Source organism: Lacinutrix sp., assembly GCF_037625555.1.
Classification (GTDB): Bacteria; Bacteroidota; Bacteroidia; order Flavobacteriales; family Flavobacteriaceae; genus Lacinutrix.
Genome location: NZ_JASJHV010000108.1, coordinates 1 through 12,410 on the forward strand (window position 1 = coordinate 1; position 12,410 = coordinate 12,410).

13 protein-coding genes and 1 other RNA gene are annotated in these 12,410 nt (G+C 30.4%); 6 read left to right on the forward strand and 8 right to left on the reverse strand.

All coding sequences use genetic code 11. From position 1 onward, the window contains the following. Nucleotides 1-198 precede the first annotated feature (198 nt). Nucleotides 199-678, forward strand: coding sequence for a peptide-methionine (R)-S-oxide reductase MsrB (gene msrB / locus QNK89_RS09175; RefSeq protein WP_340170720.1), 480 nt, complete (start codon nt 199-201; stop codon nt 676-678). A 410-nt stretch (nt 679-1,088) separates the two neighbouring features. Next, the gene (gene lpdA, locus QNK89_RS09180; protein ID WP_340170731.1) at nt 1,089-2,465 is read left to right on the forward strand and encodes a dihydrolipoyl dehydrogenase; all 1,377 of its coding nucleotides are present in this window, start codon (nt 1,089-1,091) and stop codon (nt 2,463-2,465) included. A gap of 74 nt (nt 2,466-2,539) precedes the next feature. On the opposite strand, the gene QNK89_RS09185 is transcribed toward lpdA, so the two are convergent. Both QNK89_RS09185 and QNK89_RS09190 read right to left on the reverse strand, forming a co-directional pair. Further along, nucleotides 2,540-3,145 carry a type II 3-dehydroquinate dehydratase gene (locus tag QNK89_RS09185; protein WP_340170721.1) on the reverse strand — a complete coding sequence of 202 codons (606 nt, stop codon included), beginning with the start codon at nt 3,143-3,145 and terminating at the stop codon, nt 2,540-2,542. Nucleotides 3,146-3,298: 153 nt separating this feature from the next. Continuing rightward, nucleotides 3,299-3,808: an outer membrane beta-barrel protein gene (locus tag QNK89_RS09190; RefSeq protein WP_340170722.1), complete on the reverse strand. Its 510-nt coding sequence runs from the start codon at nt 3,806-3,808 to the stop codon at nt 3,299-3,301. A gap of 244 nt (nt 3,809-4,052) precedes the next feature. On the opposite strand from QNK89_RS09190, the gene QNK89_RS09195 reads away from it, so the two are divergent. Next, nucleotides 4,053-4,340 carry a hypothetical protein gene (locus tag QNK89_RS09195; RefSeq protein WP_340170732.1) on the forward strand — a complete coding sequence of 96 codons (288 nt, stop codon included), beginning with the start codon at nt 4,053-4,055 and terminating at the stop codon, nt 4,338-4,340. 14 nt (nt 4,341-4,354) lie between these two features. Here QNK89_RS09195 and aroQ read toward each other — a convergent pair whose 3' ends face one another. Next, nucleotides 4,355-4,771, reverse strand: coding sequence for a type II 3-dehydroquinate dehydratase (gene aroQ, locus QNK89_RS09200; protein WP_340170723.1), 417 nt, complete (start codon nt 4,769-4,771; stop codon nt 4,355-4,357). Between the two features lie 344 nt (nt 4,772-5,115). Beyond that, a complete protein-coding gene (locus QNK89_RS09205; protein WP_340170724.1) occupies nt 5,116-5,853 on the reverse strand; it encodes a hypothetical protein in 738 nt (245 codons plus the stop codon). Nucleotides 5,854-6,118: 265 nt separating this feature from the next. On the opposite strand from QNK89_RS09205, the gene xerD reads away from it, so the two are divergent. Next, nucleotides 6,119-7,015: a site-specific tyrosine recombinase XerD gene (gene xerD, locus QNK89_RS09210; protein WP_340170725.1), complete on the forward strand. Its 897-nt coding sequence runs from the start codon at nt 6,119-6,121 to the stop codon at nt 7,013-7,015. A gap of 78 nt (nt 7,016-7,093) precedes the next feature. On the opposite strand, the gene rny is transcribed toward xerD, so the two are convergent. From rny to QNK89_RS09230, 4 genes are all read right to left on the reverse strand, one after another. After that, a complete protein-coding gene (gene rny, locus QNK89_RS09215) occupies nt 7,094-8,668 on the reverse strand; it encodes a ribonuclease Y (RefSeq protein ID WP_340170726.1) in 1,575 nt (524 codons plus the stop codon). A 52-nt stretch (nt 8,669-8,720) separates the two neighbouring features. Then, a non-coding RNA gene (gene ssrS, locus QNK89_RS09220) (6S RNA) lies at nt 8,721-8,840 on the reverse strand. 53 nt (nt 8,841-8,893) lie between these two features. Then, nucleotides 8,894-9,187 carry a cell division protein ZapA gene (locus tag QNK89_RS09225; RefSeq protein ID WP_340170727.1) on the reverse strand — a complete coding sequence of 98 codons (294 nt, stop codon included), beginning with the start codon at nt 9,185-9,187 and terminating at the stop codon, nt 8,894-8,896. Nucleotides 9,188-9,203: 16 nt separating this feature from the next. Beyond that, the gene (locus QNK89_RS09230; RefSeq protein ID WP_340170728.1) at nt 9,204-9,494 is read right to left on the reverse strand and encodes a hypothetical protein; all 291 of its coding nucleotides are present in this window, start codon (nt 9,492-9,494) and stop codon (nt 9,204-9,206) included. Nucleotides 9,495-9,733: 239 nt separating this feature from the next. Between QNK89_RS09230 and QNK89_RS09235 the strand changes: the two genes are divergently transcribed. After that, nucleotides 9,734-11,419 (forward strand): M23 family metallopeptidase, encoded by a 1,686-nt coding sequence (locus tag QNK89_RS09235; protein ID WP_340170729.1) that lies wholly within the window; start codon nt 9,734-9,736, stop codon nt 11,417-11,419. A 79-nt stretch (nt 11,420-11,498) separates the two neighbouring features. Next, on the forward strand, nt 11,499-12,410 hold a 912-nt coding region (locus QNK89_RS09240; RefSeq protein ID WP_340170730.1), incomplete at its 3' end, for a TonB-dependent receptor.

Below are 12,410 nucleotides of genomic sequence, written 5' to 3' on the forward strand. Positions count from 1 at the left end.
CAGTAAAAGAGTATCTTAAAATAGATTAGTTAATGCGATTAAATGCGATTTTAATCGATTAAAACATATTTAATACAAAAGCCAAACATTTAAAATGTATATGTTAGAATTTACTTAAAATTACGACCAAGATTATATTAAAATGGTAATTACGATTATCTTTAAATAAAAAGTTGAAATTTCAATAAAAATTTGATCATGAAAAAAATTGCACTATTTGTATTTACCTTATTATTATTTAATTGTAATGGTAACGCACAAGATTCTAAAAAAATAGAAAAAGTATTTAAAATCACCAAAACAGAAGCAGAATGGAAACAAGAACTTTCTAAAAAACAATATTACGTTTTAAGAGAAGAAGGAACAGAGCGTCCTTTTTCAAGCAGTTTAAATAAAGAATATGGTGTTGGCACCTATGTTTGTGCGGCTTGTAAAATACCTTTGTTTAAAAGTGAACATAAATTCGATTCTGGAACTGGATGGCCAAGTTTTGATAGAGAAATAAAAGGTAATGTTGGTTTCTCTATAGATTATAATTTAGGTTCTGCAAGAACAGAAGAGCATTGTACAACTTGTGGTGGACATCTTGGTCATGTATTTAACGATGGACCTATTAAAACTACAGGTAAAAGACACTGTATTAATGGCGTTGCATTAGAATTTATTTTAAAAGAATAATAACCATTACTTTAGAGGTAGTAACAAGTAATAATGTATCTGTTGGTCTATCTAAAATTTCTCCTACTAAAACAGTTGTTCTGTTTTCTTGTGTTATTGTTTTTTCTTTTTTACAGGAAAAAGTAATAAACAACACTAATGCAAATGGTAAAATATTTAAATATTTAATAAACTAGGTCTTAATTTCTTAACCAAAACTACTGATTATTATTGTTTTAAAATTTAAATAATTCTTAAAACTTGCGTGAGTGATAGAAACGGCATCCTTTTTTGTGTGCGCTTATGCACAAAAAAGATATAGTGTATAGCAAGACCTTTAGGTCACGCCCAAATAAAAATAAAACTTCAATTTAATATTTCGGGTTTGTTTTGTAACTTCGTAACTTGAAAAAATGACTAAAATATACACGATGAGTAAATACGATATTATTGTTCTTGGAAGTGGTCCTGGTGGCTACGTAACTGCTATTAGAGCTTCACAATTAGGCTTTAAAGTTGCTGTAGTAGAAAAGGAAAGTCTTGGTGGTGTATGCCTAAATTGGGGATGTATACCTACTAAAGCGCTATTAAAATCTGCACAAGTTTTTGAATACCTTAAGCACGCTAACGATTATGGTTTAGTGGTTAAAGAATATGACAAAGATTTTGACGCTGTTGTAAACCGTAGCCGAAACGTAGCGGAAGGTATGAGTAAAGGTGTTCAGTTTTTAATGAAAAAAAATAAAATTGACGTTATTAATGGTTTTGGAAAACTGAAGCCCGGTAAAAAGGTAGATGTAGATGGAAAAGAATATTCTGCGGACCATATTATTGTTGCAACTGGAGCGCGTTCTCGTGAGTTAGCAAGTTTACCTCAAGATGGTGAAAAAGTAATTGGTTACAGACAAGCAATGACTTTAAAAAAACAACCTAAAAAAATGATTGTGGTTGGTTCTGGTGCTATTGGTGTTGAGTTTGCTTATTTCTATAATGCTATGGGAACAGAAGTAACTGTGGTTGAATATTTACCAAACATTGTTCCTGTTGAAGATATTGATATCTCTAAACAAATGGAGAAATCATTTAAGAAATGTGGTATTAAAGTAATGACTTCTGCCGAAGTTACTAGTGTTGATACTTCTGGAAAAGGAGTAAAAGCTACAGTAAAAACGAGTAAAGGTGAAGAAGTTTTAGAAGCAGACTTAGTGTTAAGTGCTGTTGGAATTAAAACAAATATTGAAGGTATTGGCCTTGAAGATGTTGGTATTGCTGTAGATAGAGATAAAATTTTAGTAAACGATTTCTACCAAACTAATATTCCTGGTTACTACGCTATTGGTGATGTAACACCTGGACAAGCTTTAGCTCACGTAGCTAGTGCTGAAGGTATTTTATGTGTAGAAAAAATTGCTGGACAACATGTTGAAGCTTTAGACTATGGAAACATTCCTGGTTGTACTTATGCTTCTCCAGAGATTGCAAGTGTTGGTTTAACAGAAAAGCAAGCTAAAGATCAAGGTTTAGATATTAAAGTTGGAAAATTCCCATTCTCTGCCTCTGGTAAAGCAAGTGCTTCTGGAGCAAAAGAAGGTTTTGTAAAAGTAATTTTTGATGCTAAGTATGGTGAATGGCTTGGTTGCCACATGATTGGTGCTGGTGTTACAGATATGATTGCTGAAGCTGTTTTAGGACGTAAATTAGAAACTACAGGACATGAAGTATTAAAAACTATACATCCACATCCAACAATGAGTGAAGCGGTTATGGAAGCTGTTGCAGATGCTTATGATGAAGTGATACATTTATAGTAAAATATATTAATAAATAAAAAAAGTGATTCTAAATGAATCACTTTTTTTTATGTCTGCATTTTAAACTTTTACTATATAAAACTCTGTATTGCTAATTCATAACTTTGTAGCCCAAAGCCTAATATTATTCCTTTTGCATTTGCCGATATGTATGATTGATGTCTAAATTCTTCTCTAGAAAAAGTGTTAGATATATGCACCTCTACAACTGGTGTTTCAATAGCTTTTACAGCATCTCCTATACCTATAGAGTTATGTGTATATGCTGCTGCATTTAGTATAATACCAACATATGTACCAAAGTTCAAGTACCATTTTCTAGTTGAGCCAAAATGCCAATTAGCCATTAATGGTATTGTTAAATATCCTAATTGAAAATCTTTAGTGGTTTGTTCTAAAGTCACCTCATTGAAAACAAAACCATTAGACCATCCTTTTTGATCGTATATTAATTTAGTTTTTATTCCCCAACGGTCTGAGAAATAATACTCTCCAGAAACTCCAATGTTAAAAGTTGTTCTAGATTCTGATGCATTTTCTGCATCTCCACCTACTGCTACATTAGAAAAATTAACACCTACACCAAAACCTAGCTCAAAATCACCTTTGTCTAATTGAGCATTAATAATATTAAACGATAATACTGCAATCGCAGCTGTAAATAATATTTTCTTCATTTCTAAATTAATTTAATCAAAACTATGTTATACCACTATAGTATACAAGAAAAATGATAAGTCCATTATCTATAATTTTGAATACCTTTTTTTTTAAAATAAAAAAACCGAAGCAAATGCTTCGGTTTTAATTTATAAAAATTTAGTTACTTATTATAACCCAAATTCTACACCTAAATTAATAGAACTAAAAGTATATCCTTCAATGCTAACTCCTCTGTAAGCTAAAACGATATCTAATGCTTCTGATACTCCATACTGTAATTTAGGAGCGTAAAATAAACCTCCATCACTACCATTTGGGCTAATACCTACAGCATAACCTATGTCTGCACCAATAGTAAACTCTTCTGAAACATTGTAACGTACAGCTGCACCAATTGGTAAAAAACTTACATCTTCAATATCAATTGAAATTGTTTGACCAAGAAATGTTTCGTCATAAGAATCTCCAAAAAAGTGAGAATAACCAGCAGTTACACCAGCTTCAAATTGATCTGATACTTCCCAAAGGTAATTTACATCTACACCAATATTAAGTGTTGTAAAATCTGACACATCTCCCATTGGTAAACCAACGTTAAGACCTGCATTAAAATTTTGTGCAAAAGCACCACAAGAAATAAGTACTGCGAATGCAGTAATTAAAAATGATTTTTTCATAATTTATAAAGTTTTAAATAATTAATCACTAATTTATAAAAAAAAATCATTTCAAAGAGTCAAGAAACTGCAGTTGTTAACAATCTTATTAACAATTAACACTATGTAACTCTATTTCAAGGCTATATAAACTAAATTTATTCTCTTTCTATATAAACAATATCTTTGAGTTATGAAATAGCAAAACGCACTTAAAGACTATAAGCTCTATCTTAAAATTGAACGTGGCTTATCAGATAACTCCATAAGCAATTATAGTTTTGATGTTAAAAAATTAATTAAGTATTTAGAAGACAATAACATTGCCATCACTCATATTTCAATTTCAAAAGAAACTATCCAACAATTTATTTATACTATTTCTAAAACAGTTAATGCATGTTCGCAATCAAGATTAATCTCTGGTTTAAAAGCTTTAAAAACCGATGATTTTAGTTTTAAATTTTTCAACAGTTCTAATACTATTGTTTTAAAACCTAGTAGTAAAACATTAAAGAATTTCGAAAAACTTCGTGCCTCGATTTTTAATTAGCTAATTTAAAATTGTTAAAGAAAACTTTGTATCGCCAATTCATAACTCTGCAATCCAAAACCAAGAATAACTCCTTTAGCATTTGGAGATATAAAAGATTGATGCCTAAACTCTTCTCTATTAAACGTGTTAGAAATATGAACTTCTACGACTGGTTTTTCAATAGCTTTAATTGCATCACCAATACCTACAGATGTATGTGTGTAAGCTGCAGCGTTTAGAATGATACCATCATAACTAAACCCTACTTCTTGAAGTTTATCAATCAACTCCCCTTCTATATTCGATTGAAAATAATCGATATTAACTTTAGAGTACTTTTCTTTTACTTCATCTAAAAATTCAGTAAAAGATAAACTTCCGTAAATATTAGGTTCACGTTTACCTAGTAAGTTTAAGTTTGGCCCGTTGATGATGATTAATTTTTTCATAAATGTAAAAATACAAAAGTTATTGTATAAAATTTCTTAATTTAAAAGCTTGTTCTTGTGCGCTAGCCCTTGTAATTGCAAAATAGCAAGAACCAAGACCTCTGTAAGCAGGCAGGTCAAATCAAAAACCCCATTGAGATAAATTAAGTACAAGTTAGCAGAATTGAGTTATAACGAACTATTTTAGACCATGCCTTTGGCTTGGCATGCACAATTTTTAGACTTTTTCAAAACAGAGTTTCATTAATTAAAAAGAGACCATCTTTTCAGATGGTCTCTTTTGCAATAAAAAATTTGTTATCTAATAAAAATTTATGTCACTTTTTAAGAACGACACATTTAAATTAGAAATGTAACGTAAGATTTATAGACGCAACGCCTACACCGCCTAATCCAAAAGAAGAATTTTTTGCACCATCAACAGTTACTGCTGCATCAGTACCAAACTGAGTAGTAACTTCAGATTTACCAGCTATATTAAACCCAACTCCGTAAGTATATTGAGCACCGATGGCAAATTTAGGAAATATAAAATACTCTGCTCCTAAGAACCCTTGAACACCTAATCCAAGTCCTAAACCATCTTTTACCTCAAAACTTTCTAAAAATGTTCCATCAATATCAGTAAGTGTTTCTTCAAATTTACCTGAAGTTACAGTAATTAAAGCATCTGCACCATAAAAACCTTGAAGACGTGTATTTCCTCTTCTCCATTCTTTACCTAAACCAGCAGCCAATTGAAAACCAGAGTTTTTAAACTCTTCTGTTTCATTTGTCTCTTTATCTGAAGTAAATTGTAAGTTCGCTACAACTCTATAAGCAGTTTTATCAGTAATGAATTTTTTACCAACAAATGAATTGTTTCTTGCATAACCCACTGATGGAGCATCATTTTTTGCATCTCCACTAAATGAGTTTCCAATGTACTCAAAAATGCCATCAGCGTTAAAGCTAATAGCCCAATCACCAGCTTCTGGTAAATAGGTTTCTCCTTTTTTAGAGACTAATTCTGGAGCATCTTGTGCATTTACACTTGTAAATCCTAATACTGCAATTGCAGCTGTAAGTAATAATTTTTTCATGTTTTTCATGTTTTTAATGTTTATTAAATTTATTTGACAAAATTATAAAAAAAAAACTAATCAAAATAGCAAAACTTTGCAGTTGTTAACAAAGTTATTAACAATTAATATTATGAGTTAATAAGTCATTTCATTTAAAAATCATTTATACTCTAAATAAATAATATCTTTGAGTTATGAAACGAGCAATCTAAAAACTTTATTATCAAAAAAAACAAACATAAAGCGAACAACATGTGACAATAAAAAACAATAACTACAACACATGAAATGGCAAAACGCTCTTAAAGATTATCAATTGTATCTTAAAATTGAACGCGGCTTATCGAACAACTCTATAAGTAACTACAGTTTTGATGTGAAGAAACTTATAAATTATCTTGAAGATAATAGTATAATTGTCTCTCCTCTTATAATTTCTAAAGAAACCATTCAGCAATTTATATATACCATTGCTAAAACAGTTAATGCACGTTCACAATCCCGTGTAATTTCTGGTTTAAAAGGTTTTTTTAACTATCTAGTATTTGAAAATTATAGAAAAACAAATCCTTTAGATACAATAGACTCTCCAAAAATAGGACGCAAACTTCCAGACACGCTTAGTGAGCAGGAAATTAACAAACTTATAAATGCTATAGATTTAAGCAAACCTCAAGGTGAGCGTAATCGTGCTATTTTAGAATTACTTTACGGTTGTGGCTTACGTGTAAGTGAATTAACACATCTTAAAATTTCAGATTTATTTTTTGATGAAGGTTTTATTAAGGTTACAGGAAAAGGCGATAAACAACGTTTTGTTCCTATTATTAATACTACTCAAAAATATATAAACATATATAAATCAGAAATACGAAATCATCAAACCATATTGCCAGAATTTAATGATACTTTATTTTTAAATAGAAGAGGAAAACAGTTAACACGTTCCATGATTTTTACAATAATAAAACAATTGGCTGTTAAAATAAATTTAGAAAAAACAATTTCTCCACATACTTTCAGACACTCTTTTGCTACCCATCTTTTAGAAAATGGAGCAGACTTAAGAGCAATTCAGCTTATGTTAGGGCACGAAAGCATTACTACTACAGAAATATATATGCATGTAGATAAAAGCCACTTAAAAAGTGTAATTGAAACGTTTCATCCAAGGCATTAAACACAACAAAATGCTTTATTAAAATGAAAAAATCCCAATCTCTGTAAGATTGGGCTTTTTAATATATGACGAGAGTTTCTATTTTGCAATATTAACAGCTCTTGTTTCTCTAATAACTGTAACTTTTACTTGTCCAGGATACGTCATGTCTGTTTGTATTTTTTGTGAAATACTAAAAGATAAATCTGCAGCGTTTTGATCGCTAACCTTTTCGCTTTCTACAATGACACGTAATTCTCTACCTGCTTGTATAGCGTAGGCCTTTTTAACACCATTAAATCCAAAAGCAATATCTTCTAAATCTTTTAAACGTTGAATGTAGCTGTCTAAAACTTGACGTCTAGCTCCTGGTCTGGCTCCTGAAATAGCATCACAAACTTGTATAATAGGTGATAATAAAGAAGTCATTTCAATTTCATCGTGGTGAGCACCAATGGCATTACATACTTCTGGCTTTTCACCAAATTTTTCAGCCCATTGCATACCTAAAATAGCATGAGGAGTTTCCATATCTGCTTCTGCATCTGGAACTTTACCTATATCATGTAACAATCCTGCTCTTTTTGCTAATTTTGGATTTAAACCTAATTCTGCTGCCATAACACCACAAAGCTTAGCAACTTCTCTAGAGTGTTGAAGTAAGTTTTGACCATAAGAAGAACGGTATTTCATACGACCCACCATCTTTATAAGTTCAGGATTTAGACCATGAATACCAAGGTCTATAACTGTACGCTTACCTACTTCTATAATTTCTTGTTCTATTTGTTTTTGAGTCTTTTTAACAACTTCTTCAATTCTTGCAGGATGGATTCTTCCATCTGTTACTAATTTGTGTAAAGATAAACGTGCTATTTCACGTCTAACAGAGTCAAAACAAGATAATATAATGGCTTCTGGAGTATCGTCTACAATAATTTCAACACCTGTTGCTGCTTCTATTGCTCGAATGTTTCTACCTTCTCGACCAATAATTCTACCTTTAACATCGTCACTCTCAATATTAAATACAGATACACAATTATCTACTGCTTCTTCTGTACCAATACGCTGTATAGTATTAATAATTATTTTCTTAGCATCCTGCTGTGCTGTTAGCTTAGCTTCTTCCATTTTAACTTGAATGTAAGCATTTGCTTCTGTTTTAGCCTCACCCTTAAGAGATTCTACCAACTGAGACTTTGCATCCTCTGCAGATAAACTAGAAATAACTTCTAATTGCTCTATTTGCCTTCTATGTGCTTTATCTAGCTCTTCTTGCTTTTTATCAAGAATCTCTAATTTATAATTATAATCTTTTTGTTTAGCTTCAATTTCTAAATTATTTTTTTTAGATTTTGCTAGTTCGCTAGAAACCTGAGATTCTTTATCTCTTGTTCTTTTTTCAGATTCTGACATTTTCTTATCGCGAGAAAAGATCACTTTTTCGTGTTCAGACTTTAGTTCGATAAATTTCTCCTTAGCCTGAAGCATTTTATCTTTTTTAATACTTTCGCCTTCACTTTTGGCATCTCTAAGTATGCTTGTTGCAGATTTTTTTGCATTTTTTATAAGTTTTGAAGCGTTGTTTCTCTCCATAACTTTAGCTATCACAAAACCTAATATTGCTCCAATAGTAATACCTACAATACCATAAACAATTATTTCATCCATTTTAGTTAGTTTAATTATATAAAAAAAGCCTACACTAATTTTGGTTTTGTATAAACTCCTTAAATACACGTTTAGGGTTAACAAGCTGATCAAGTATCTGCCCAAATGGAAACCATTAGCAGCACGCTTTTACAACTTAAACTCACCCTTCTTAAAGAATTAACTGTTGAGTTTATCAAAAAAATAATTAATGTAGGCAGTAACCTAATATTATCTATAAGAACGTTACGAACTTAAATGCAAATTAAGCATTTGATTTAAAGCATTTAACTTCTCCTCTACTTGCTCATTTACATGTTCTTTATCTAAACTTTTCTGCTCTACTTGAGAGGCAAATTGTAAAGCACACATTGCTAAAACATCTTGTTTATCTCTAACAGAATAACTTTGCTCAAATTGTTTTATCATAGCATCTATTTTTTTTGCGGCTTTTCGTAATCCTTCTTCCTGACTTGGCGGAATTGTTAAAGGATATACTCTATTCGCTATAGAAAGTTTTATTTTAAGCATTTCTGCCATATTTTGCTATGTTACATTACTCAGAAAGTTGACCAATACAATGATCTATTTCTCTTATTAATGCGTTTATTTTGAGTTTTGTTTCTCGTTTATCTTTGTCACTGCCAAGTATTGTATTGGCCATTTTGAGTGTTTCGTACTTTTCTTTCCATGCTTCAATTGAAACTTCTTGGCTTTTAATTGTACTTCGATACTGGTCTAATTCTTTAGATAATTTTAAATTAGATTTAGTTAAAGCGCTTTGTTTGCTTAAAACCTTGCCAATTTTTTTATCTAAAGCATCTACAATATCCTCTATATTACTCATTTACTAATATCAATACTTATCTCACAAAGTTAACAGAACAGAACGTATTTTACAATTGTTTTTTCATAAAATTATAAATAAAAATAAATGGTTGTATTAATTAAAATTCAAACCTAAAAATATTATTCTATGGCTTAGTCTTTGATTTATCTTTGGTATTAATAATCATTTGTATATTTTAGCGTACATACTACTTTTGCTAAAATTTATAAACATTAAACAAGAGTATAAAATATCTTATGCTAAAATTTATTTTGTTTTTTTTAATTAGTTGTTCTGTTTTCTCACAAAACGAATATCCTCAAGACTACTTTAGGTCTCCTCTAGATATTAATATTGTTTTAGCAGGAACTTTTGCCGAATTACGTTCTAACCATTTTCACTCTGGATTGGATATTAAAACAAAACGTGTTGAAGGTTTAAAAGTATATGGTATTGCAGATGGTTATGTAAGTAGAATTAAAATTGCTCATTTTGGCTATGGAAAAGCACTTTATGTTACTCATCCTAACGGTTACACAAGTGTTTATGCTCACTTACAAAAATTTAGTCCAGAAATTGAGAAATACATAAAAGAAAAACAATACAAAAAAAAATCTTTTGAAATTGAAGTATTTCCAAATTCTGAAGAGTTAATAATAACCAAAGGAGATATTATTGCTTATTCTGGAAATACTGGTAGTTCTTCTGGTCCGCATTTGCATTTCGAAATTAGAGACAATGCGGAGAGACCTATTAATCCAATGTTATTTGGTATTGATGTTAAAGACACTACCAAACCTTTAATTTCCAAAGTTTATGCCTACCCTATTGGTCCAAAATCGCATGTAAATGGTTCTAATAAAAAACAAAATCTACGTCTTATTCCCCAAAAGAATGGAGACTATAAAATAGAAGAGTTAAAAGCTTTTGGTACTATTGGTTTTGCTATTTCAACAATAGACAAACAAGATTTAGCAGCAAATAAAAATGGCGTATATAATATTTCCACTTATTATAATGGTGTGCAAAACTTAGAAGTCGATTTTAAACGTTTTTCATTTGCAGAAACAAAACACCTTAATAGGCTAATTGATTATTCTCATTTTAAAGAGAAAAAAGTACGCCTTCAAAAATTATTTATAGAGGAAAACAATCCTTTAAGTCTTTATGATAATATAATAGATAATGGCTACATTAAAATATACGACAGTACTTCATCTGTTTATAAAGCAAAAATCACCGATTTTAAAGGCAACGAAACAAACTTAGATATTACAGTAAAAGGAGAAAATAAATTGCCAGAAGATGTTAAAGATGAAATTGTGACCAAACATTACATACAACACGATTTAGAAGCAGAATTAGAAGCGCAAAAATTTAAAGTTAATTTTTATAAAGACACTTTTTACGACAGTTTTTTTATAGATTTTTTTGTTAATAATGATACACTTACATTACATAAACCTACTATTCCTCTCAAGAAAAGTTTTACAATTAGTTACGATATTAGTAATTATAAAGAAGAAGATTTAAAACAACTTTATATAGCCAGATTAATTGGCTGGAACAATTGGCCAAGTTATTCTACAACAAAAAGAAAAGAGAATGTTTTAAGCACCCATACTAAAAATTTAGGAACGTACGTTTTAGCTAGAGATACTGTTGCGCCAACAATAAAAGCGGTAAACTTTAAAAACGGAAGTTGGTTAAGTAAATTCCGTTATCTAAAAGTAAAAATTAACGATAAAGGCACAGGAATATCTAATTATAGAGCTACAATTAATGGAAAATGGGTTTTAATGGAGTACAATTTTAAAAACAAAACATTAACTCACCATTTTAACGATGACGTTGTTACAGAAACAAAGAACAAATTAAAAGTAATAGTAACAGATAATGTGGGAAATAGCTCTACATTTGAAACTACTTTTTTTAGGAAATAATATTTTACAATATTGAGTGTAGTCGAGAAGTTTTAAAGTCTTCGGCAAATTCAAAAACAATAAACAAAAACTAAGGACTTTGACTACAAAAAACAACTTTCTAAGACTAATAGCCTTTCTTCTACCTCTTTTAGCTTTGGCACAAACTGCTACAGTAAATGGTGTTATATTAGGTGAAGGTGAATTTCCGCTTCAATCCGTAAACATTAAAACAGAATCTATTGGTACAGCTACTAACGAAAATGGTTTTTATACACTTACATTACCATCTAACATTGATGTTACACTAGTTTATTCTCATGTTTCGCATAAAAACATTACAATTACAGTAAACTTAAAAAATGGTGAGGTTTTCGAGTTTAATCCGGTTTTAACAACAGATGTAGACATCATTGAAACTATTATTCTTAATGGTAGAACACGAAAAGATGTACAAGGCATTATAACCATAGACCCAGAGGCACTTACCAAAATACCTGGAGCACAAGCTGGAGTAGAAAATTTACTAAAAACATTACCAGGTGTTAGTGGAAATAATGAATTAAGCACCCAATATTCTGTTCGTGGTGGAAATTTTGATGAGAACCTAGTCTATGTTAATGGTATTGAGGTTTACAGACCATTTCTTGTGCGTTCTGGACAACAAGAAGGTTTAAGTTATATAAATAGTGACTTAGTACAAAGCGTTGATTTTTCTGCAGGAGGATTTCAAGCGAAATATGGCGACAAACTATCTTCTGTTTTAGATATAACTTACAAAAGACACAAAGAATTTGGTGTTACTGCAGATTTAAGCTTACTTGGAGGAAGTGTTGCTGTTGGAACTGCTAGCAAAGATTTTAAATTTACAAGCATTACAGGTTTGCGTTATAGAGATAATACACTTTTAGTAAATGCAAGAGAAACAGAAACAAATTTTAATCCAGTATTTGCAGATGTGCAAACCTATTTAACATATAGGTTTACAGATAAATTAGAATTAAGTTTCTTA

Excerpts from the sequence above, each read along its gene's own strand:
- msrB (WP_340170720.1), top strand. The coding sequence starts at position 199 with ATGAAAAAAATTGCACTATTTGTATTTACCTTATTATTATTTAATTGT.
- lpdA (WP_340170731.1), top strand. The coding sequence starts at position 1,089 with ATGAGTAAATACGATATTATTGTTCTTGGAAGTGGTCCTGGTGGCTAC.
- QNK89_RS09185 (WP_340170721.1), bottom strand. The coding sequence starts at position 3,145 with ATGAAGAAAATATTATTTACAGCTGCGATTGCAGTATTATCGTTTAAT.
- QNK89_RS09190 (WP_340170722.1), bottom strand. The coding sequence starts at position 3,808 with ATGAAAAAATCATTTTTAATTACTGCATTCGCAGTACTTATTTCTTGT.
- aroQ (WP_340170723.1), bottom strand. The coding sequence starts at position 4,771 with ATGAAAAAATTAATCATCATCAACGGGCCAAACTTAAACTTACTAGGT.
- QNK89_RS09205 (WP_340170724.1), bottom strand. The coding sequence starts at position 5,853 with ATGAAAAAATTATTACTTACAGCTGCAATTGCAGTATTAGGATTTACA.
- xerD (WP_340170725.1), top strand. The coding sequence starts at position 6,119 with ATGAAATGGCAAAACGCTCTTAAAGATTATCAATTGTATCTTAAAATT.
- rny (WP_340170726.1), bottom strand. The coding sequence starts at position 8,668 with ATGGATGAAATAATTGTTTATGGTATTGTAGGTATTACTATTGGAGCA.
- QNK89_RS09225 (WP_340170727.1), bottom strand. The coding sequence starts at position 9,187 with ATGGCAGAAATGCTTAAAATAAAACTTTCTATAGCGAATAGAGTATAT.
- QNK89_RS09230 (WP_340170728.1), bottom strand. The coding sequence starts at position 9,494 with ATGAGTAATATAGAGGATATTGTAGATGCTTTAGATAAAAAAATTGGC.
- QNK89_RS09235 (WP_340170729.1), top strand. The coding sequence starts at position 9,734 with ATGCTAAAATTTATTTTGTTTTTTTTAATTAGTTGTTCTGTTTTCTCA.